Here is a 20,810-nt window from a genome sequence, read left to right as displayed (position 1 = left end):
CATGAAACGACTCGCCGCCTGCCTCATCCCGTTGACGCTGCTGCTGGCATTGCCGGCCCAGGCCAATCTCACCGTGCATCCAATGCGCGCCTCGGTGGATGGCAAGCGCAGCACCCAGATGCGCATCTATTCACAGTCCACCCAACCGCAGTACATCCAGGCCTCGTTGCGGCGCATCGTAGATCCGGCCAGCGACCAGGAGCACGAGGTGGAGGTCGAGCCGGGCGAGGCGGCCATTGCCATCACACCCGGGAAGTTCGCACTGGCGGGCGGCGGCAACCGGTTGATCCGGTTGATTCCGCTGCAGCCCGTGGAGGCCGAGACAGCCTACCGCGTCTACTTCGAGGGCGTGCGTGGGCCCGAGGAAACCAGCATCGAGGGCGGTGACGGTGCGCAGGCCAGTATCGGTGTGAATCTGGTCTGGGGTGCGCTGGTCAATGTGCTGCCGGCCGAAGGCACCGTGCAGCCGCGGGTGCAGGGCGATGCGCTGTACAACGACGGCACGCTGCGCCTCGGCATCACCAGCATCGCCGATTGCGAGGGCAGCCGCTGCACCGCCCATGACGTATCCCACAGCCTGTATCCCGGCAGTTCCCTTGCGCTGCCCTTCACGGTGGTGCCCGGCCATACCGTGCAGCTGCGCTATCGGCTCACGCGCGATGGCTATCGGGAACACGTGACCACCCTCACGCCCTGATTTTTCCACGCCCGCTACGCAGATTTCCGTGGCGGGTGCGTTGTTGACATCGCTGTTAAGGAGAGTTCGATGAACAAGATCTACCGTCGCCTATGGTCCACCGCACGGCAATGCTGGGTGGTGGCCAGTGAACTGAGCGCCGCCAGAGGCAAGTCCAGCCAGTTGGTCGGTGCCGGTGCACTCGCCTTGGCGCTTACCCTGTCATCTCCAGGTGCCTGGGCTGCCGAGGAGGATTCGGTCGATGAGTCGGTGGATGTTCCAGTGCTGGACGCGTGGGCATTGCAGGCCGCGTTTGGAAGCCGGGCGGCCATCAGCGGTGCAGGTGCTGCGCCGTTCGCAGACGCGCTGGCTGAGCGGATCATAGGGCAGGTCGCGCTGACGACAGATCACTACTATCGGGACTCCACTGTTGATGGAGACCTGCTGACCGTGCTGGGCTCGCGATCAGCGCTGAGCGGCAGCCGCTCTGTGGCCTACGGAAGCGTGATCACCAGCCGGGGGACCAACAACACTGCCATTGGCTACAACGTGCAGATCACCAATGGTGGCTACGCAACGGCGGTTGGTGCACAGTCGGTAGCGTCTGGTGTCGGCACCACGGTGCTCGGCAACAACGCGAAAGCCTATTCGGAGAACTCGATTGCCGTCGGCAGCGGTGCCAACACGGTCAACAGCAGTGCTGGCGTGTCCCGGATCGCCATCGGTGGCAATGCATATGCAGGCACGGCCGGGTGGTCTGGCGCAGTAGCGCTGGGCGGTAACAGCCGTGCGGAATACGATGCGGTAGCCGTCGGGCACGAGGCCCGCTCAACCGCAGAAGGTGCCTTGGCAATGGGCCGTGGTGCCCAGGCCACCGCCGCCAATGCGCTGGCGATGGGCAAGGGGGCGAAAGCGCAGACAGCCTCGTCGCTTGCCGTCGGTCGCGATGCCCAGACCGCGGCCACGGGCTCCATTGCCATCGGGCAGGGCGCCCGGATCACCGACGCATTCGCCCAGGATTCGATTGCCATCGGCCGCGGCGCCAACACCCAGCATTTGAGCTCCATTGCCCTGGGCAGCGGCTCGGTCACCACCGGCAACTGGCAGGTCGCCGTTGGCAGCAGCAGCCGGAAGCGTCGTATCGTCGGCATGGAGGACGGCGGCCTTTTCCGTGGCAGCGACCATGCCGTGACGGGTGGACAATTGTTTGTCACCAACGAGAACGTTACCCGCGCACAAAGGACGGCAGATGAGGCCGCAGCGGGAGCACGTCTGGTGACCCAGAGTTCACCCAGCAGTGCCATCCGCATGGGCGCGGAGAACACCGGTACGGTGATCGACGTGGCGAACGCCGGAGGGACGAAGCGCCGCATCCAGAACATCGCTAATGGCGTACTGAGCACCGGCAGCACGGATGCGGTGACAGGTCAGCAGCTCAACGCCACGAACGTGGAAGTGGCCTCGGTCCGCACCACGGCCACCAGCGCGCAGACGACTGCTGGGGCTGCAAAGACCGCCGCCGACAATGCACTGGCCAAGGCCAATGCGCTCGGCGGACTGGTCAGTCAGACCTCGGCCACCAGCAACGTACGCTTGGGCGGAGAGAACACCGGCACCATGGTGGATGTGCGCAACAAATCCAACGCCAATCGCAAGGTCACCGGCGTCGCTGAAGCCACGCTCAGCGCCAGCAGCACCGAAGCGGTGAGCGGCAAGCAGCTCAACGCGACGAACGTGGAAGTGGCCTCGGTCCGGACCACGGCCACCAGCGCGCAGACGACGGCGGGCGCTGCGAAGACCGCCGCCGACAATGCACTGGCCAAGGCCAATGCGCTCGGCGGTCTGGTCAGTCAGACCTCGGCCACCAGCAACGTACGTCTGGGCGGAGAGAACACCGGCACCATGGTGGATGTGCGCAACAAGTCCAACGCCAACCGCAAGGTCACCGGCGTTGCTGAAGCCACGCTCAGCGCCAGCAGCACCGAAGCGGTGAGCGGCAAGCAGCTCAATGCCACGAACACGGAAGTGGCCTCGGTTCGAAGTGCCGCCGCCAACGCCCAGACCAGCGCAAACGTTGCGCAGACGACCGCGGACAGCGCCTTCGCCAAAGCTCGCGCCACGGGCAACGCAGTGGCCACTGCCGCTGAGGTGAGCGACGCGAACAAGGCCACCGCGACGGGGCACCTGGCCATGGCCATGGGCAATGTCGCCAAGGCCAATGGCGTGGCGACCGTTGCCGTGGGCAACAACGCCAATGCCGTTGGCACCAATGCGATCTCGATCGGTAGCGCCTCCGGTGCGACGGGCCAGTTCGCGCTTGCACTGGGTGGAAACGCGAAGGCGACGCACGAAAATGCGGTGGCATTGGGCGAAAAGTCGGTGACCGGTGGCACCAATCAGGTCTCCATTGGCAACGCAACACTGAAGCGCAAGCTCGTGAACGTGGCTGATGCCACGTTGAGCAGCACCAGCACCGATGCAGTAACGGGCAAACAGGTATTCGCCGTCGATCAGAAGGTCACTGCGAATCAGTCTCTGCTGGCCAGCCACGCCACCGAGCTGACTGGACACGAGGCGCGTATCGCCGGCAACCGGCGGGATCTGGATGACCTGCGTACCGAGTTTGACAACTTCGATCCCGATCTGGAAGGCGTGGTCCGTTACGCAGCCGACGGTTCGATCGATATGGACGGCGGCAAGGTACGCGGCGTGGCAGCGGGCGATATCAGTTCGGCGGGGAGCACCGATGCTGTGAACGGTGGGCAGTTGTTCGTCACCAATCAGCGCCTGTCACAGGTTGAAGAGACGGCTAGGTACATAGCTATCGGGCAGGATGACGAAAGTATTGACGCCAAGGCAGGAGAGTTTTCAGTAGCCATTGGTGATGGCGCTGAGGCTGGTGAAGGCACTGATGGAGCAACTGCTATAGGAGCTTTCTCTAGAGCTAGAGGAAAGGGATCTGTCGCCTTAGGGCGCGCGTCGTTCGTCGATAGCTCTGCCGAAAATGGGTTCGCTCTGGGTATCGGGTCATCGGTTCATAGCAATGAAGGCGTAGCGCTTGGCGGATTTGCAAGAATTGAGGCGGGTGCAGAGTATTCAGTTGCATTGGGCGCATCATCGACCGCGACCGAAGAGAATGTGGTTTCTGTTGGAAACCTGACTAGGAAGCGACGAATCGTCAATCTGGCTCGAGGGCGGGGGGCTGAAGACGCCGTCACTGTGGGGCAGCTCGGTGACTCATTAACAGCACTGGGAGGGGGGGCGGCCATTGATCCGGGCGGAAACATTATCCTTCCAACCTACAGAATGCAGGGCGGAAGCCAGAACAACGTTGAAGACGCCCTTAATGTTCTCGACGGCGCGGTGCTCACCGCTGGCACCCGGGTTGATCGGGTCGAAGACCAACTGCGCTCGGCGTTCCAGGAAAGCCCCGCAACCCGCAGCGATGGTCTGGGCCAGCTCAACCTCGCCGGCGCCAACGGCATGGTGCTGGGCAACGTGGCCAACGGCCTGATTGCCCCGGGCAGCCGCGATGCGGTCAACGGCGGTCAGCTGCATGCCATGGAGCAGCGCCTGGACGGTCGCATCGATGGGCTGGAGCAGCGCGTTGATGCCACGCCGGAGGGCAGGGCGCTGGCGTCGGCCAGTGCACCCACGCCGCCGGCTGCGCCGGAGGCCGAGGGCCCTGCCGGTGCATCGGGTGAACCGGCGGCGGCTTCCGCAGGCCGTGCCGGTGGCGGCATCGCCAGTGCTGATGGTGGTGGCTCGCCTGCGCCGGCCGACGCGCCGGCGCCGACCCCACAGGTGAACACCGCCGATCTGGAGAAGATGCTGGCCCGCGCCAACGAGTACACCGATGGGGCGATCAGCAATTTCGAACGCCGCCTGGACAAGATGGACAAGCGCTTCAACCGCATGGCGGCGATGAGCAGTGCGCAGAGCGCGATGGCGATGAACACGGCGGGCCTGGCGACGTACAACCGCCTGGGCGCTGGCGTGGGCTACAGCGATGGCGAGTCGGCACTGGCGGTCGGCTATCAGCGGGTGCTCAACGAGCGTGGCTCGGCCACCTTCAGCCTCAACGGGGCGTTCACCAACAGCGGTGAGCAGAGCGTGGGCCTGGGTGTAGGCATCGGCTGGTAATCCTCCCGGCCCATTGCAGGGATACACCGGCGCTCCCCGGTCCGTCATTGCGGACCGGGGAGTTTCTTTTTGTGTCGTGCCGTGCGGGCCCGGGCGGGCAGGTGCCACGCCGCCGTGGGCTCAGGTGCCTGGGTCCATCTGCGCCAGCAGGCGGTCGATCTCGTCCAGGTCCGCGGCGCCCGGGTCGCCGTTGATGGCATGGTGCTTCAAGCAGCCGTCGATCTGGTCCAGCGTGACCAGCGTGGCCGCATCCCCGACCATCGAGGCCGCCCCGCGGATGCGGTGGCTCATCCCCAGCGCCCGCCGCCATTCGTGGGCCACGATGGCCTCGCGCAGTGCGGCAACATCCTGGGGGATCTGCGTGCGATACACCGCCAGCACATCCAACGGCGTCGCCGCCGCCGGCCGCAGGGCCCTGGCCGGATTCATCGCCGTGCAGTGCGTGGCCACATCAAACGCAGGCCAGTCGATGGGCTTGCACAACGTCGCTGCGATGCCCGCGGCCCGGTAGCGGAGTGGACGGGTGACGTCGGGTGATGCCGAGATCGAGACCACTCGGGCGCCCAGCCACGCGCGCGTCCGCTCCAGGGCGCGGATCGCCTCGATTGTTTCCAGGCCGCTGGCATCCGGCAGTGCATCGTCCAGGGTGATCAGGTCGAAGGGGCCGGCCTGCGCCAGTTGCTGCAGTGCCTCATGGCGACTGGTGGCGCAGCGCACCTCGAACCCGCGCTCGCGCAGCCGGTGGCTGATGACGTCGGCGATCAGTGGCTGGTCTTCGATGACCAGGGCGCGCGCGGGCCGGCCGTTGTGGTCGGACAGGTGGCCGGGCAGGGCCGGCGCCGGCTCCGTGCGCCGCTGCGCGGGCAGGGTGGCGGTGAAGGTGGACCCCACGCCTGGTTGGCTGCGCACGGTGATCTGCCCGCCCTGCGCCGTGGCGATGCGGCGACACAGGGACAGCCCCAGCCCGGTCCCGCCGCGCTGCCGGCCGTCACGGGTGGTGCTGAAGGCGCCGAAGATGTCGTTCAGATCTTCGGCGCTGATGCCTTCGCCGGTATCGCTCACACGCAGCACCATCCGGCCGCGCTCGCCCACGCCCGCCTCGAATCTCAGGCGCACCGACACGGTTCCGGCATCGCAGAACTTCACGGCGTTGGAAATCAGATTGCTGGCGATGTGGCGCAGGGCGCGGGTGTCGCAGCTCGCGTGCTCCAGCACCGGCTGGTCGAGATCGAACAGCAGGGCGGTGCCCTTGGCCGCGGCCACCGGCCGGGATGCGCTCAGGCAGCCGGCCAGTACGGTGGCCGCGCCGGGCTGCCACTCCACGGGTGCATGGCTGTGGCGATCCAGGAACATGAATTCCAGCGCATTGGCCAGGGTGTGGTGCAGGGAAGAGGTGGCCGCGCGGGCGGATGCGATCACGGGCGCGGCGGCCGGGGTGGGGACGGTGGATTCAATCAGGTCGATGGCGGAAATGACCGAGGCCACGCCATTGCGCACTTCGTGATTGACCAGGGTCAACATGCGCGCCGTGCTGGCCTGCAGCGCCGCGGTCGCCCGCGCATTGCGGTAGGCCTGGATGATCACGAAGGCCGCACCAAGGATGGACAGCACCAGCACGATGATCGGTGTGCGATAGAAAGAGAGGACGGCATGGAGAGTGGGAGGCGAGCGATACAGGGCATCCATCCACCGGCCGACCAGATCCTGCTGGGTGTCCAGTGGCAACGAGCGGAACGCCTGATGGGCCCGGTCCATCTCGGCGGCACGCGCAGGATGGGAGGCGACCCGGATTCGCACGGAGGGGCCATCGCTGGCCGGATGCACCGCCAGCGTGGTGCTGTTGCCCCGTCGTGCGAGCGGAATCAGGATAGCGTCCATGCCCAGCGCCGCGTCCACGGTGCCGCTGTCCACCGCGGCCACCATGTCTGCCGCGGCAGGCAGAGGAATCACCTCGATCGCGGGGTGGTGAGCGGCGAGATAGCCGTGGTACTCCCCGTTGCCGATCACGGTGACACGCTTGCCCTCCAGGGAAGACAGGGCCCGCACGGGGGAGCTGCTGCGGGTGAGCAGGACCGAGTCGCCGGCATAGAAGACCGGTGAAATCACCGTGGCCCTGGGCAACAGTGCCGTGGTGCCCGGCAGCGCGAACGCCAGCCCGTCCACCTCCTGCTGCGCAAGCAGGCCGAGTGCGTCGCTGAAGGTGGTGGCGCCGGCCACCTGGATCTTGATGCCTGAGAGTGCCTCCACCGCCTCCACGTAGGCACGTGCACCGCCCAGCGAGGAAGGCCCGCCCAGCCCGTACGGGCCGCCCAACTGCGGGCCGGCGGCCAGCACGAAGGGCGGCTGCCGATCCGAATGAGCGGGGAACAGCGTAAGCAGCAGCGCCCCGGCGGCGAGGAGGATGGTCGCCAGCAGGCTGGCCTGCAACGCGACCCGACGTTTACCCGCGATGTTTTTCATGTAAGTACGCTCGCACCCGATCCACGCACAAGAACGGCACCGGCAAGGCGCCGACGGTGCTGTGGAAGCTGGTGCGCGCAGCCACGAATCCAGCCTTGCACGACACCAGGAGGCGCTCAATGTGCGTTTCCGACGATGGGGTGTCGTATCCGGCACGAGGCGCTCGGTCTGCGCAGTGCGTCTCGCAGGCCTCCACGCGCCCTTCACGGCGATTGGCTCGATCGGCATGGCAGTCGAAGCTCATCAACGTGCATCGCGCAGCTGGCGACGATGCGATCGGTCAGCTGCCTGCATCACCTTGGACACTCGCACCGTCCTCACGATCGTTCCACGCGTTGCTGCGTGTGCGCCACCTAAGCTGGCATTCCCGTCGCGAAGTTTCTTTTCCCATGACCACAGCACTACATGATCTGGACGCCCTTGAACCCATCGATATCGATGCGCTCAAGGCACAGGGTGTGCCGCCGGTCGCCCAGTACCTGGTGGACCAGGAAAAATTCGTTCTATTGGGCGGCAAGCGCGGCATCTACCGCTTGGCCGGCGCCGATACGGCGTGCTACTTCACCAGCCTGGACCAGATCCGGCTTCACCTGCTGGGGCAATCATTGACGCGGCTGACGGTGGAGCTGGCCTGAGCGCTCAGATCCCGCCCTGGCGAGGCAGCGGCGCAGGCACGTTCAGCTGGCCACCGGCGGCCACATAGGCCGCGAGTGCTTCGCCTTGACTGAGCAGATGGCGGTTCATCATCTGCTCGGCGGCTTCGGCATCGCGGTTGCGGATGCAGGCCATCAGGGCGCGATGCTCGGCCAGTGACTGGGCCATGCGGCCCGGCGTGAGCAACTGCCGGCCGCGATGCATCTTCAGGATGCGGTGCAGGTCGTGGGTGACGCGGATCAGCCACGGGTTGCCGGCATGGGTCTGCAGGCTTTCGTGGATCAGATAGTTGTTGCGGTAGTACTCGGCCAGGTCGCCCGCGGCCGCGGCGACTTCCATGGCATCGTGCAGCGCCTGCAGCTGGACCACGCCCGCTTCATCGATGCGCTTGACCGCCTCATGCACGCAGCGGCCTTCCAGCATCGCCATCACCGGAAAAAGCTGGTTGAGGTCTTCCAGGGTCAGCCGGGTGACCCGGCTGCCGCGGCCCGCATCGAGCTGCACCAGGCCTTCAGCAGCCAGTAGCTTCAGGCTCTCGCGCAGCGGGGTGCGGCTGATGCCCAGTTCTTCGGCGAGCAGCGGCTCGTCGATCCATTCACCCGGTGGCAGCTCGTAGTCGTAGATCTTCTGGCGCAGCCGCTCGGCCACTTCTTCATAAAGCGGCACGCGTTTCTTGGACAGGCGGGGACCAGGGGCCAGGGGCATGGCAGGGCTTCATGGGAAGGTGTGCAGCATTCTACCGGGTCATGGCGGGCCTGCCGGTGCAGACCCGCCGTGCGCTTACATCCAGCCCGGCACGACGAACAGCAGCCATGCCAGCAGCGGACCGAAGGCCACCACCAGGCCGCTGTAGACCAGGAAGCGACGGAACAGGGCTTCGCGCTCTTCCTTCGCCGCCGAGGCAACCACCAGTGCGCCGTTGGTCGAGAACGGGCTGACATCCACCACGGTGGAGGAGATCGCCAGTGCGCAGATCACACCGGCAGCGCTGAGATGCCCCTGCATCAGGAACGGCACCGCCAGTGGAATCGTGGCGCCCAGCACCGCCGCCGAGGAGGCGAACGCCGAGACGATGCCACCGACGTAGCAGACCAGCAGCGCGCCCAGCAGCGGGATGCCGATCGCACCCACGCCATGGCCGATGTAGTCCACCGCGCCGGCCTGCTGCAGTACGGCCACGTAGGTAACCACGCCGCTGATCAGCAGCACGGTCGACCAGCTGATGCCATCCACCGCGCCCTTCTGCGAGTTCGGCGAGAGCAGGGCCAGCACCACCGCGACGGTGATCGAGACCAGGCCGACGTTGAGGTTGTAGACCAGGGCCGCGATGCCCAGCCCGAGCAGGCCGATCAGGGTGAACACGCGCTCGCGGTTGATGCGCACGTCATCCAGCGCATCCGGATCATTGGAGAGCGTGCCACCGCCCGCCGAGACCAGGGCGCCGTGGCCTTCGATCGCAAACTGGCGCGAGGACGCCTGGCTGCCGGCGATCAACGGCTCGGTCGCGGTTGGTGCGCGACGCATCAGGGCCAGCCCGCCAAAGGCGAAGAAGCAGATGATCCCCATCAGCAGGTTGAAGCCCAGGCTGGTCAGGAACACGGCCATTTCCGTGACTTCCAGGCCAGCTTTCTGCACCACCTGGTTGGTGATGCCGCCATACACGCTGATCGGCGAGAAGCCACCTGCCTGCGCGCCGTGGATCACCAGCAGGCCCATCATCAGCGGGTTGATCTTGTACTGCTTGGCAAAGCGCAGCGCGACCGGGCCGATGATGGCCACTGCGGCCGGGCCGAGCGCACCGAAGGCGGTCAGCACCGCGGTGACGACGAACATCACCCACGGAATGGCGACGATATGCCCGCGCACCGCCTTGACCGCCCAGTGCACGAGCAGATCGATGGTGCCGTTCTTCTGCGCGATGGCGAACAGGTAGGTGATGCCGACCAGGGTCAGGAACAGGTCGCCCGGGAAGCCGGCCAACACCTCCTTGCCCTCCATCCCGACGAACAGGCCGCCGATGATGAAGGCCAGCGCGAATGCCACGGCACCCATGTTGATGGGCAGGGCCGTGGCCACGATGAACATGATCACCAAGCCGATGATCGTTGCGATTTGCGGACTCATGCGCCCTCCCGAGACACTTGATACGCGTGCAGCATGATGGCGACCCGCCATCGAGGGTTACAGGGTGCAACGGTTACCGGCGGACCCTCATGCGCGTGCGCATGCGCGGTCCACCCACTCCAGGACGCCCTCCAGCGTCTGGAAATCCTCGACGGAACGCGCCTCCTGCTGCGGGTGCAGTTCGCGAACCCGGCGGCTGAGCGCCGCGCCCGGGCCCAGCTCCAGGAAGACGCGCCCGCCGCGCTCGACCGCCTGCTGCAGCACGTCCTGCCATTGCACCGGCTGGGCGATCTGCGCCGACAACGTCGCCACGACACGGCTGACGTCACTGACCAGGCGGCCATCGATGCCGGCCAGCAGGCGCAGCCGGGGTGCGTGCAGTGGGAGTGCGCGCAACGGCTTCTCAAAGCCCAGCGCCGCTGCGGCCAGCAACGGGGTATGCGCGGGCACGTCCACCGGCAGCGGGACGGTCCGGGCACCGTGGGCAGCCACGTCAGCGGCGACGGCCTCCAGCGCAGGCCGCAGGCCGCCGAGGACCACGTGATCGGGCCCATTGACGATGGCCAGGAACACCCCGTGCGTCGCGCACAGACGTGCGATGCGACGTTCGTCCAGCCCGATCATCGCCAGCAGGCCGGCATCGGCCGGCGCTGCAGCGTCCATCAACCGGGCACGCTCGCGCGACAGGGCCAGACAGGTGGCCGTGTCGACGCTGCCCGCCACCGCGTGCGCGGCCAGCTCGCCGGCGCTGTAGCCGGCGACGGCGGTGATGGGCGGCAGCTGCGTCTGCAGCGCCGCCCAATGTGCCAGCGCCGCGGCGCAGACCAGCGGCTGGGCCACTGCGTTGTGGAAGCGCGATGGGTCGGCCGCCAATGGTTCGACCGGTGCGCCGAGGAGCGCGCTGGCCAGATCGAGCACCGGCTGCGCCTGCGGATTCCCGCGCACCCGCTTGAACATATCCGGATGCTGGCCGCCTTGACCGGGACAGAGCAGGACCAGGCTCATGCGCGCTCCTGCAGGTGCAGGAACCACGCGCAGGCCAGCAGATCGGCACTGCCGCCCGGGCTGAGCCGACGTGCTTGGAATGCGTCGCACACCGGCCCCAGCCGTGCCCGCCAGCCGGATTCCAGCGCGCCGCCCTCGGCGAGGAAGCGACGTGCCTGCTGCTGTGCAAAGGCCAGCCCGCGTTCACCGCCGCGATGCAGGAGGTTGAGATCGGTAGTGACCGCGACGAGCGACATCAGTGTCTGCACCATCGCGGCCTGCCGGTCAGCGGTGGCGCGCAGGGTGGCCTGCAGGGTGGGCAGGGCGACCTCGCGCAGCAGCGGGAATCCCTGCGCCGCCTGTTCGCGCACACCGGGCACGCCATGCCGCTGGCGGGCGCGCTGGCCAGGGCTGGCGCTGTTCAACGGTGCGGCGAGCAGCGCGGGCGCCCAGTACCCGCGTACCGCATGACAGACCGCAGTGCCTTGAGGCGCAGCATGCACGACATGACGCAGACGCGCGGACGCGGCGACCAGCAGGCCGAGACTGAAAATCGCGCCGCGATGGGTGTTGATGCCACCCGTCGCCCGCAGCATTGCCGTTTCCGCCTCGATGCCGAGCATGCGCAGATGATCGAACGCCGCGCTGTGCGCACCGGCGGCGGCGACCGCCACGAAGTAGCCACGCAGCGCGAACAGGCTGCGCAGGAAGGTGGCCGCGTCCATGTCATCGTGGCTGCCGCGGCTCCATGGCGTGACCAGCCCGGGTTTGGGGGCGCAGGCCAGTTCGGCATGCAGGCTGGTGATCGCCATCCGGGCCAGCCGATGCGCAGCCGCCGTGGGGGAGGGCGGTGGCAACGGGGCGGGGCGGGGCACGGCGTTCATGCGGCCACCGGCTGCGTGAGCAGGGCATCGCGTGTGGACAACCAGCAGGCGTCATCCGATTTGACGAGGAGGCGGGCGGCATCGCCGGTGTACTCGCGCCAGCTCACGGAACGCCCGGCGGGCAAGCGCAGCTCGCCATCGATGCGCAGGCCGTGCTCGCGTTCCCAGCGCCGCATGCGTTCGGTGAGCGCCGCAGCATGCGCGTGATCGGTGATCTCCCAGAGCAGGTCCAGATCGGAGCCGGCGTGCAGATACGGCACGCCGGTCAGGCTCTGCCAGGCGAAGCTGCCGAACACGCGGGGCGGTCGGGTGGGTTCAAGCAGGTCGGCCAGCAAAGGAAGCAGTGCATGGCGCCAGGGGGCGGAGAGTGCTTCGGCGACCTCGGCCAGCAACGGCGGCGGTGCGGTGCGCTGCACGTGGATGCGTTCGACCCGCAGAGACAGCCGCTGGCGCCGCTCGACCAAGGGCAACGGCACGCCCAGCCGCAGCTGATCGCCATCAGTGACCGGATCGCGTCGCGCCACGACAAAGGGCAGGCGCGCTTGGGCCCACGCCCGCAGGCGCGCATCCGCGCCCGGGGTCAGCACCTGCCACGGTGCCTGCGGAGCGAGCCAGACCAGGTCGTGACGGCGCATGGTTCAGGCCTCGCCTGCGGCCACGGCAGCGGCGACATCGCGCGCCAACAGGCGGCCACCACGCTCGGCGCCACGGGCGCGACGCTGATCGCCGGAGACAGGCGCGTGGAGCGCATCGACCAGGGCCTGCGCCAGATCGCCCTCCCAGACGGCCTCCACCGCGCCCATGCGTACGTAGTTCTCCACGCCCGGCGCGAACACAGGCGAGCTCTGGCTCAGCGCCTGCAGTTTCTCAAGCGGCTGTTTGGTGACGCGTGCCATCGCGCGCAGATCCATCACGCGCACCTGCGCTTCGGGCAGGGCATAGATGCGGTCGGCCATCAGCCCGAACGACAGGAAACCGCCGCTGACGGATTCACCGTAGACCAGGCTGACCAGCGGCGCACCGCGGCGGCGGGCCAGATCCAGCGTACGCGCCAGGTGCGCGAAGTAGCTGTTGATGCCGAGCATCTCATCGCGGCGCGCCAAACGCTGACCGGCGGTATCGACGAGCATCACGATCGGTCGCTGCGGATGTGCGCGCGTGCTGGCCAGCACGGTGGCGGCCAGCGCCAGTGCGTGATCGACACCCACCTCCAGCTTGTTGGCGGTGCCGATGACGGTGACGTCGCCGGCGGCGGTGGTGGCGGTGCCGCCCAGTACATCGTCCTCGCGGGTGACCGCGTGGCCGAGCGGGAACAGGGCATCGAGCAGCGGCGTCAGTTCCATGGCAGGCTCCGGCTCTTGACGGCGTCAAGGAAGTCAGCGGTGTCAAGCACGGGCAGCTGGTCGGCATCGGCAATGCCCTGCAGGCGCCAGACCTCCAGGCCATCGCGGCAGCCGCCATAGGCGTTGATCCGTGCACCGAGCCGGGCGTGCGCCTGTTCCAGCGCGTCCAGCGGATCCTGCGCCTCGGCATGTAAGACCATCAGCGCCGTTGCGGCATCGGCAAAGGCCTCGATGCGATCCGGCACCAACTGCACCGCGTCGCCGATCAGATAGCGGTGTTTGCCGCCGGTCACGCGCCACACCAAGGCACGGTCGCGCGAGTCGAACTCTTCCACGCCGCGTACGGTCTCGATCACTTCCGGGCCGGACAACGAGAGACGGCCTTCTTCGGACATCACCACCGCCGTGCAGCAGCGGGCAACGATGCCCATCCCACCGAATGCCCCGTTGCCGCTGCCGATCAGGGCGAACACGGGAATCCCGGCGGCACGGGTGGCCAATACCGCCCGCATGATCTCGGAGATGGCGACCAGGCCGGCGTTGGCTTCATGCAGCCGCACGCCGCCACTGTCGAGCAGCAGCAGCACCGCCTCCGGGCGCACCGCAACGGCACGCTCCAGCAGCCCGGTGAGCTTGGCGCCGTGCACTTCGCCGACGCCACCCCCCATGAACTGGCCCTGCTGCGCAGCGATCAGGACATGACGACCGCTCAAGCTGCCCGTGCCGACCACGATGCCGTCATCGAAGGCACCGGGCTGATCCAGCTGGGCCAGGTGTGGGCTGATGATGCGGCGGGCCGGGCCCACGAACTCGCTGAAGCTGCCGGCATCGAGCAGTCCGTGGATACGCTCGCGGGCATCGGCCTCGTAAAAGCTGTGACTGCTCACGCGGCGTCTCCTTCCTGCAGGGTTTCCAGCGCCTGCTGCAGCCGCAGGCTGACCACTGCCGGTGTCGCGCCGGCATCGTTGATCGACAACCGCACGTTGCGCAGCGGGTGGCGCGCGGCAAAGTCGGCCAGCACGGCCTGCCAGATGGTGTCGAAGCCGGTGGCCGAGGTGATCACCTCGATCTCCATCGCACCGTCCAGCGGGGTGGGTTCGATCAGCACTTCCAGATTGCCCGAGCCGACCACGCCGACCAGCGCGAGATGGTCGCGCTCGGTGAGATCGTGCTGTCCGGGGAAGCGATAATGCAGGGTTTCCATGGCGTGCCCCTTACCAGTTGCGGAAGCGTTTGGGCGGGTTGTACAACCCACCGGACCAACGCACGAGATCCTTGACCGAGCGCGCGGCAAGCAGGTCGCGGCTGGCGTCGCGGGTGCGGATGCCGAGGTCTTCCGGGCGGCGGATGATGCCGCGGTCGCGCAGGTTCTCGACCATCGCGCGGTCACGGCCCAGGCCGACCGCGGTGTAGCCGGCCACGCCGCGGATCGCCTGTTCGCGTTCCTCCGGGCTGCGGCACAGCAGCAGATTGGCGATGCCTTCTTCGGTCAGTACGTGGGTGACGTCATCGCCGTAGATCATCACCGGCGGCAGCGGCATCTGCGCGCGCTCGGCCAGCTCCCAGGCATCGAGGCGGTCGACGAAGGCCGGCGCCATGTGCTCGCGGAAGGTTTCCACCATCTGCACGACCAGCTTGCGCCCGCGTGGCATCTGCCCGGGCAGCGCCGCCTCTTGGCCGGCCTTGAGCCAGGCCGGGCTGGCATGGCGGCGGCCGCGGGCATCCGAGCCCATGTTGGGCGCGCCGCCGAAGCCGGCGATGCGATCACGGGTGGCGGTGGAACTGTTGCCCTGCAGATCGATCTGCAGCGTGGAGCCGATGAACATGTCGCAGGCGTACAGACCGGCGGTCTGCGAGAACGCGCGGTTGGAGCGCATGCTGCCGTCGCTGCCGGTGAAGAACACATCCGAGCGCGCTTCGATGTAGCGCTCCATGCCCAGCTCCGAGCCGAACGAATGCACGGACTGGACGAAGCCCGATTCAATCGCCGGGATCAGTGCCGGATGCGGATTGAGTGCCCAGTGCGTGCCTATCTTGCCCTTCAGCCCCAGTGATTCGGCATACGTGGGCAGCAGCAGCTCAATCGCCGCGGTATCGAAACCGATGCCGTGGTTGAGGCGCTGCACGCCGTACTCGGCGTAGATGCCCTTGATGGCCATCATCGCCATCAGCACCTGGATCTCGGAGATCTGCGCCGGGTCGCGGGTGAACAACGGCTCGATGTAATTGGGGCGCGGCGCCTCGGTGACGAAGTTGACCCAATCGGCCGGGATGTCGACGCGGGGGAGGGTGTCGACGATTTCGTTGACCTGTGCGATCACGATGCCGCCCCGGAACGCGGTGGCCTCGACGATCACGGGGGTGTCTTCGGTATTCGGGCCGGTATAGAGGTTGCCGTGACGGTCGGCGGCCTGGGCGGCGATCAGTGCGACCTGCGGGGTGAGATCGATGAAGTAGCGGCCGAACAGTTCGAGATAGGTGTGGATCGCCCCGATCTCGATCCGGCCCTCGGCGACGAGATTGGCCAGCCGGCCGCTCTGCGGACCCGAGAAGGAGAAGTCCAGGCGCTGGGCGATCCCGCGCTCGAAGACGTCCAGGTGCGAGGGCAGGGAGAGCACGGATTGGACCATGTGCAGGCCGTGGACCTGCGCGGGATCGAGCTGGGCCAGGCACTCGGCGAGGAAATCGGCCTGCTTCTGGTTGTTGCCTTCCAGGCAGACCCGGTCGCCGGGTTCGAGCACGGTATGCAGCAGGCGGGGAACCTCGGCATGGGGCAGCAAGCGCCCGAGCCCGGCATCGGCGGCCCGCTGCAGCCTTGCCTGGCGGCGATCCGCTAGCGTGTTCCAGTCTCGAGCCATCTGCCGCCTCTTCATAATTACGCTGTAATTACAAAGCTATCACCCGAGTTTGGCCGGGGCAAGAGGCCTGATGAGGCCAGTTCTGGGCCTGTCGTATTCAGTTAGAGCCGACTCCCCTGGCCATCCTCAGCGTCAATGCGCCGAGCGTCGCGGCATCGTTGCTGAGCGGGATGGCTGGCGAACGCGCAGGCATGTTTGTTCAAAGCGGGCAATACCTTGCTGGCGCGACCTCGGCTCAGCGTTGCTCGGGGCAATGTCGTGCGGCCATCAAGGCACGCAGATGGAACGCCTGGATCAGCCCGCTCCCTTTCCCGCACGCGGCCGCCGCGGCTTCGCCCCCCGCGGCACCACTTTCGGCGTCGCCACCAGCACGCCCCACTGATGCAGGTGCTCCATGCCCGACAGCGCATCCAGGTACGCCATGAAATGCGTCAGGTAGCCGGGCGAGGTCTCTTTCATCAGCGTCAGGGCGCGATGGACCAGTACACCGGAGTTCAACGGCCCACCATTGGTGGGCATCTGGGCCAGCGATTGCTTGAGCTGGCTGGCATTGCGAAGCCTGGCCCACGTCGCCCGGACCTCACCCAGCACCGGCAAATCCGGATACGCAGCATTGTGCTTCCCGGTCAATTCCGTGACCAGCGCCTGCAGACCGATGCGTCCCGATGACAGGCCCGGCGCGGTCACTACCGATGCCGACGCCTCGGCAACCCGCTCGGCGTAACCCGCGACCAACGCATCCAGCTTCCGTTGCAACAGCGCCCGCACCTCACCGTCATGCGCTTGCATGCGGGCATGCAACGCCTCGATCATCGCAAAACGCGTGCGGTCCAGCCCGTCGAGCTTGTCCGCTCGCCAGTTCTCGAGAATCTCAGCGGTTGCGACAGGGTTACGGGGCATCCGCGGCCTTGCTCGCCTTGGGTTTCGGGATCGGGGCGATTTCGACGCGGCGGTTCTTGGCGCGGCCATCCCCGTCGGCGTTGGAACTCACCGGCTGCTCCGAGCCAAACGCTGCGGCAAACACCGCATCCGACGGCACGCCTTCGGCGATCAGGGTGCGGGTCACGGTCAATGCACGCTCGGCGGAGAGTTCCCAGTTGTCGGCGAAGCGCCAGTTGCCATCGCGCACCTGCTGGTCGTCGGTGAAGCCACTGACCATCAGGATCTCCTCGCGCGCGGCCAGGTAGCCTTTCAACGGCCCGGCCAGACTCTTGAGGACGTCGGCACCTTCCGGCTGCAGCTGATCCGAGTTCAACGCGAACAGCACATTGCCGCGGATGCCGATGCGGCCATCCACCAGCGTCACACGCCCGGCCGCGAGCGGGCCGGCCAAGGCCTGCTCCAGCGTCTGGCGGCGCTGCACTTCGGCCTGGCGCTGCTTGACCTCTTCATCCAGCCGGTTGGTCAGCTCCAACTGCAGCGCGACCACGCCGACCAGGATCAGTACGAACGCGCCGAGCAGCACCGACATCAGGTCGCCGAAGGCGGCCCAGATCGGCGCGCCTCCGTCGGCCTCGACTTCGATCTCGTCGCTCATGCCGAGGCGGCCCCGGCCTTGCTGCTGCGGCGGCCCGCCAGCTGCTGCAGTTCATCGATGATCTGCTTCTGCGACAGCACGCTGAGGTCGATCACCTCACGCGCCTGGGCCACGTAATAGGCCAGCTGCTCGTCACTGCGGGCCAGCGAACCATCCAGCGAGGCGGCGATCTGGGCCAGGCGCTCGTTGAGGCCGTCGCTGGCAGTGCCGAAGGACTGCACGGCGCTGCCGAGCGCATCGGCCAGGCTCGCTACTTCCACCGCACTGCCGGTGACCTGCGCGGCCACGCTGCCGAGTTTGCCGGTCTCGGCTTCGATGTGGTCGGTGAAGCGCGTGCCAACGCGGTCCATCAGCTCGGCCGAGGTCGAGACCAGGGCATCCACGGCGACGCGCTGCTCGTTGGCGGCGTGGTTGACCGCATCCAGCAGGGTCTCCACGGTCGCCAGCAGACGGCTGCGTTCTTCCAGCGTGGCGGTGTCGCGGACCAGACTGTCGGACAGTTTGCTGCGCAGTTCGGCGACCACATCGGCCGCGGCCTTGGGCGCTTCCGACGCCGCCTGGACCAGGCGCGAGATCTCGCTGATCGTCTCGCTGGCGTGCGCCTGTGCCTGCTGGGTGATGTCGTTGGCGGTGCGGGCGAGGGTGTCGCAGATCTCCTGCTGACGGCTGGCGACACTGGCGCCGGTCTGCTCCCAGCGTTCGCCGAGGCTGGCGCTCATGCCGGTGAAGGCCTCGGTCCACGCGGTCAGACGCTGCTGATCGCGCGCTTCCAAGGCGTCCTGGAGCTGGGCATGGGACTGCTGCATCGCCTCGCCGAGCGACACCGCCTGGGCCTGCAGCGTCGCGGCGGCAGCATCCAGCGCGTGCTGGTGACGCGCGCTCACTGCGGTCGCAGCGGCATCCTGGCGGGCCAGCGCCTGCTGCCAAGCATCGGCAATCTGCGCGGTGGTGGCCTCCATGCGGCTGCCGACCGCGTCGATCAGGCCGGCGGCCCGGGCGTCATGCGTTTCGGTGAAGCGGGACAGCGCGCTGCGCAGGTCGGCAGTCAGCGCAGCATGGGTCTGCTGCTGCGCGGCCTGGGCATCCTGCCAGCGCGTCGCGGTCGTGTTGAGCTCGGCCGAGACCGCCTCAAGCAAGGCGCTGGAGCGCTCGCCATGCTGCTCGGCGAACGTGGCCAGCGCATTGCGCAGCTCGGTCGCCATGGCTTCATTGGTCTGCTGCTGTGCGGACTGGGCCGCCTGCCAACCGTCAGCGGTGCTGACCAGCTTCGCGGAGACCGCATCGAGCAGGCCAAGCGCGCGTTGATCGTGCTGCGCGGCGAATCCGTCCAGCGCGACGCGCAGGTCGGCGGTCAATGCGGTGTTGGTCTGCTGCTGGCTGTCCAGTGCGGCCTGCCAGGTCGCGGCGGTCGCGACGCGGCTGGCGTCGAAGCCCTCGGTCAGGCCGGCCAGCTGGCGCTGTACTGCCTCGGTCACCGTCTCGTGCATGGCGGCGTTGGCGCGGGCGATGCCGGCCAGGGTGGTGTCCATCACCGGCTGCAAGGCCGCGCCAACCGTGCGTGCGCTTTCGGCGACGCTGTCCTTGAGTGACTGCTCGATCGCGGCGGTCAGGCGCGCGTATTCTTCGTCGGCCTTGGCATGGAAGTTCTGCTGGTTGGTCAGCAGCCGCTCGCCCGAGGCGCTGCTCTGCTGCTCGATCGCGGCCGTCATGGCCTGCAGCCGATCCACCAGCGCGGGCATGAGCTCGGCCTGCTGCTGCAGCAGCCGGAAGGCTTCATTGCGCTGCCAGGACTGGGAATGGGTGTGCAGGGTGGTGGCGATCTCCACGTCCAGCCGCTGCACCGCTTCCAGCCGTTCACGCCGGCACAGCGCCGAGAGCAGGCCCAGCATGGCGGAGGTGGCGACACCGGCAATCGAGGTGCCGAAGGCGACCGCAAGGCCTTCCACCGGCGCACCCAGCGAGCCGCGGATCGCCTGCAGGTCGGTCGCGCTTTCCAGCGCCAGTCCGGTGCCGCGCAGCGTCGCCATCATGCCGAGCAGCGTGCCGAGCATGCCCAGCAGCACCAGCAGGCCGACCAGGTACGGCGTCAGCACCGGGCCGGGCAGGGCGACGCGCTCGCCTTCCACGCGCAGGCGCACGGCATTGCGCAGGCTGGGATGCAGCTGGCCCAACCAGGTGGCGAGCCCGGCGCTGGCGGCGCCCGCACTGGCGCTGGCCGCCGCCAGCGAGGCGGTCGCCAGCCGGTAGCGATACAGCTCGAGGCCACCGGCGAGGTAGCAGACGGCGATCAGCGCGGCGACAGCGAAACCGACCGGATTGGTGCTGGCATAGCCCGCCCCGATCCAGCACACCGCCACAAGGCCAAGCAGGAAAACAACGTAGTGAAGACTGGTTCTGAACATGACGTCCCGGTTAGTGGGTGCGAAGCGCTGCAAGCAGGCCTTCGATCGGTTGAAAACGGATATCCAGCTCGGCCAACAGCAGGCTCTGCATGTCGCGGCGGAACACCTCGCGCCAGGCATCGTCGCTGCCGGCCTCGCGCAGGCGTTCGAAATGCACCCTCAGCAGCACCGGCACCTTGGCCAGCAGGCTGTACTCCCGCGCGCTCAGGGTCTGCTCCATCAGCGCGTCCACCTCGGCCAGCCGCGCCATCTCGGGCGAGCGGCGGGTCAACATGTCGCGCAGGCGCCCGCGCAGACGGCTGGTGGCGCTGAGCATGGCGCGCTGGAGGGTGAGATAGCGCTCGCCGTACACGGTGTATTCGATAGCGGCGGCAGCACCGTCGGCGTCAACCACCCGGCGAGGCGGCTTGGTGGTCTCAGGTTCCTGAACAATACTCGCCTCCAGCGCCGCGCGAAGGCGTTGGCACTCGGCGTCCTCGTCGGCATCGAAGTCCGGCCCCTCGACCGCGGCCGGCAGCCGGCCATCGAGCGCCTTGGACAACGTCACCGCCCGCGTCCAGTCCACCCACTCGCTGAGCCGGTCTGACAGGGCAGGGCCCGTCGAGGACAGGTTGCTCTCAGCGAGGCGGGCCAGCAGCCGGATGAAGGCCGGGCCCGGGACAGGCGTCCGTTGCGCGGTTTTGGCCATTGTTCCGGTTAAAACGATGAATTTTACACCGTAATGACCGGTAGCCGCCCGGCGCCG

At 67.6% G+C, this 20,810-nt stretch carries 17 protein-coding genes; 3 read left to right on the top strand and 14 right to left on the bottom strand.

Annotated features, from left to right (window positions below; translation table 11 throughout):
* Position 1 precedes the first annotated feature (1 nt).
* A complete protein-coding gene (locus ABE546_RS01640) occupies positions 2 to 697 on the top strand; it encodes a giant cable pilus chaperone protein (RefSeq protein WP_019184595.1) in 696 nt (231 codons plus the stop codon).
* A gap of 69 nt (positions 698 to 766) precedes the next feature.
* Positions 767 to 4,819: an ESPR-type extended signal peptide-containing protein gene (locus ABE546_RS01635; RefSeq protein WP_346462457.1), complete on the top strand. Its 4,053-nt coding sequence runs from the start codon at positions 767 to 769 to the stop codon at positions 4,817 to 4,819.
* Positions 4,820 to 4,939: 120 nt separating this feature from the next.
* Here ABE546_RS01635 and ABE546_RS01630 read toward each other — a convergent pair whose 3' ends face one another.
* A complete protein-coding gene (locus ABE546_RS01630; protein WP_346462455.1) occupies positions 4,940 to 7,279 on the bottom strand; it encodes an ATP-binding protein in 2,340 nt (779 codons plus the stop codon).
* 389 nt (positions 7,280 to 7,668) lie between these two features.
* Here ABE546_RS01630 and ABE546_RS01625 point away from each other — a divergent pair, with 389 nt between their 5' ends.
* Positions 7,669 to 7,914, top strand: coding sequence for a hypothetical protein (locus ABE546_RS01625; protein ID WP_019184591.1), 246 nt, complete (start codon positions 7,669 to 7,671; stop codon positions 7,912 to 7,914).
* A gap of 4 nt (positions 7,915 to 7,918) precedes the next feature.
* On the opposite strand, the gene ABE546_RS01620 is transcribed toward ABE546_RS01625, so the two are convergent.
* The 13 genes from ABE546_RS01620 to ABE546_RS01560 all read right to left on the bottom strand — a co-directional run bounded on the left by ABE546_RS01620 (position 7,919) and on the right by ABE546_RS01560 (position 20,753).
* Complete coding sequence (locus ABE546_RS01620) at positions 7,919 to 8,638, bottom strand: GntR family transcriptional regulator (protein ID WP_019184590.1); 720 nt, start codon at positions 8,636 to 8,638, stop codon at positions 7,919 to 7,921.
* A 75-nt stretch (positions 8,639 to 8,713) separates the two neighbouring features.
* Positions 8,714 to 10,057 carry an SLC13 family permease gene (locus ABE546_RS01615; protein ID WP_123729373.1) on the bottom strand — a complete coding sequence of 448 codons (1,344 nt, stop codon included), beginning with the start codon at positions 10,055 to 10,057 and terminating at the stop codon, positions 8,714 to 8,716.
* A gap of 87 nt (positions 10,058 to 10,144) precedes the next feature.
* Complete coding sequence (gene mdcH, locus ABE546_RS01610; protein ID WP_346462453.1) at positions 10,145 to 11,062, bottom strand: malonate decarboxylase subunit epsilon; 918 nt, start codon at positions 11,060 to 11,062, stop codon at positions 10,145 to 10,147.
* Entirely contained in the window at positions 11,059 to 11,925 is an 867-nt protein-coding gene (mdcB, locus tag ABE546_RS01605) for a triphosphoribosyl-dephospho-CoA synthase MdcB (RefSeq protein ID WP_346462451.1), read from the bottom strand. The genes mdcH and mdcB overlap by 4 nt, the downstream gene beginning before the upstream one ends.
* Entirely contained in the window at positions 11,922 to 12,560 is a 639-nt protein-coding gene (mdcG, locus tag ABE546_RS01600; protein ID WP_346462449.1) for a malonate decarboxylase holo-[acyl-carrier-protein] synthase, read from the bottom strand. Before mdcG ends, mdcB begins: the two co-directional genes overlap by 4 nt.
* Positions 12,561 to 12,563: 3 nt before the next feature.
* Complete coding sequence (mdcE, locus tag ABE546_RS01595) at positions 12,564 to 13,268, bottom strand: biotin-independent malonate decarboxylase subunit gamma (protein ID WP_346462447.1); 705 nt, start codon at positions 13,266 to 13,268, stop codon at positions 12,564 to 12,566.
* The gene (locus tag ABE546_RS01590) at positions 13,259 to 14,155 is read right to left on the bottom strand and encodes a biotin-independent malonate decarboxylase subunit beta (RefSeq protein ID WP_313212162.1); all 897 of its coding nucleotides are present in this window, start codon (positions 14,153 to 14,155) and stop codon (positions 13,259 to 13,261) included. The genes mdcE and ABE546_RS01590 overlap by 10 nt, the downstream gene beginning before the upstream one ends.
* Positions 14,152 to 14,472, bottom strand: a complete 321-nt coding sequence (gene mdcC / locus ABE546_RS01585) for a malonate decarboxylase acyl carrier protein (RefSeq protein WP_346462445.1) — start codon at positions 14,470 to 14,472, stop codon at positions 14,152 to 14,154. Before mdcC ends, ABE546_RS01590 begins: the two co-directional genes overlap by 4 nt.
* A 10-nt stretch (positions 14,473 to 14,482) precedes the next feature.
* Entirely contained in the window at positions 14,483 to 16,126 is a 1,644-nt protein-coding gene (mdcA, locus tag ABE546_RS01580; protein ID WP_346462444.1) for a malonate decarboxylase subunit alpha, read from the bottom strand.
* A 294-nt stretch (positions 16,127 to 16,420) separates the two neighbouring features.
* Positions 16,421 to 17,026 (bottom strand): DUF2894 domain-containing protein, encoded by a 606-nt coding sequence (locus tag ABE546_RS01575; RefSeq protein ID WP_313218475.1) that lies wholly within the window; start codon positions 17,024 to 17,026, stop codon positions 16,421 to 16,423.
* The gene (locus tag ABE546_RS01570) at positions 17,016 to 17,663 is read right to left on the bottom strand and encodes an OmpA family protein (RefSeq protein ID WP_346462442.1); all 648 of its coding nucleotides are present in this window, start codon (positions 17,661 to 17,663) and stop codon (positions 17,016 to 17,018) included. Before ABE546_RS01570 ends, ABE546_RS01575 begins: the two co-directional genes overlap by 11 nt.
* Entirely contained in the window at positions 17,660 to 20,065 is a 2,406-nt protein-coding gene (locus ABE546_RS01565) for a DUF802 domain-containing protein (RefSeq protein ID WP_346462440.1), read from the bottom strand. The genes ABE546_RS01570 and ABE546_RS01565 overlap by 4 nt, the downstream gene beginning before the upstream one ends.
* A gap of 10 nt (positions 20,066 to 20,075) precedes the next feature.
* Positions 20,076 to 20,753, bottom strand: a complete 678-nt coding sequence (locus ABE546_RS01560) for a DUF3348 domain-containing protein (protein WP_313212153.1) — start codon at positions 20,751 to 20,753, stop codon at positions 20,076 to 20,078.
* Positions 20,754 to 20,810 lie beyond the last annotated feature (57 nt).

It is taken from the genome of Stenotrophomonas sp. TWI377 (assembly GCF_039674525.1).
Lineage (GTDB): Bacteria > Pseudomonadota > Gammaproteobacteria > Xanthomonadales > Xanthomonadaceae > Stenotrophomonas.
Note: the sequence above shows the minus strand (reverse complement) of the source record. Positions and strands in the feature narration are given on the sequence as shown.

Bases quoted from the DNA above. Each gene is read 5' to 3' on its own strand.
- ABE546_RS01560 (WP_313212153.1), bottom strand. From the start codon at position 20,753: ATGGCCAAAACCGCGCAACGGACGCCTGTCCCGGGCCCGGCCTTCATC.
- ABE546_RS01625 (WP_019184591.1), top strand. From the start codon at position 7,669: ATGACCACAGCACTACATGATCTGGACGCCCTTGAACCCATCGATATC.
- ABE546_RS01575 (WP_313218475.1), bottom strand. From the start codon at position 17,026: ATGCCCCGTAACCCTGTCGCAACCGCTGAGATTCTCGAGAACTGGCGA.
- ABE546_RS01640 (WP_019184595.1), top strand. From the start codon at position 2: ATGAAACGACTCGCCGCCTGCCTCATCCCGTTGACGCTGCTGCTGGCA.
- ABE546_RS01630 (WP_346462455.1), bottom strand. From the start codon at position 7,279: ATGAAAAACATCGCGGGTAAACGTCGGGTCGCGTTGCAGGCCAGCCTG.
- mdcG (WP_346462449.1), bottom strand. From the start codon at position 12,560: ATGCGCCGTCACGACCTGGTCTGGCTCGCTCCGCAGGCACCGTGGCAG.
- ABE546_RS01570 (WP_346462442.1), bottom strand. From the start codon at position 17,663: ATGAGCGACGAGATCGAAGTCGAGGCCGACGGAGGCGCGCCGATCTGG.
- ABE546_RS01565 (WP_346462440.1), bottom strand. From the start codon at position 20,065: ATGTTCAGAACCAGTCTTCACTACGTTGTTTTCCTGCTTGGCCTTGTG.
- mdcB (WP_346462451.1), bottom strand. From the start codon at position 11,925: ATGAACGCCGTGCCCCGCCCCGCCCCGTTGCCACCGCCCTCCCCCACG.
- ABE546_RS01620 (WP_019184590.1), bottom strand. From the start codon at position 8,638: ATGCCCCTGGCCCCTGGTCCCCGCCTGTCCAAGAAACGCGTGCCGCTT.
- ABE546_RS01635 (WP_346462457.1), top strand. From the start codon at position 767: ATGAACAAGATCTACCGTCGCCTATGGTCCACCGCACGGCAATGCTGG.
- ABE546_RS01615 (WP_123729373.1), bottom strand. From the start codon at position 10,057: ATGAGTCCGCAAATCGCAACGATCATCGGCTTGGTGATCATGTTCATC.
- mdcH (WP_346462453.1), bottom strand. From the start codon at position 11,062: ATGAGCCTGGTCCTGCTCTGTCCCGGTCAAGGCGGCCAGCATCCGGAT.
- mdcE (WP_346462447.1), bottom strand. From the start codon at position 13,268: ATGGAACTGACGCCGCTGCTCGATGCCCTGTTCCCGCTCGGCCACGCG.
- mdcC (WP_346462445.1), bottom strand. From the start codon at position 14,472: ATGGAAACCCTGCATTATCGCTTCCCCGGACAGCACGATCTCACCGAG.
- mdcA (WP_346462444.1), bottom strand. From the start codon at position 16,126: ATGGCTCGAGACTGGAACACGCTAGCGGATCGCCGCCAGGCAAGGCTG.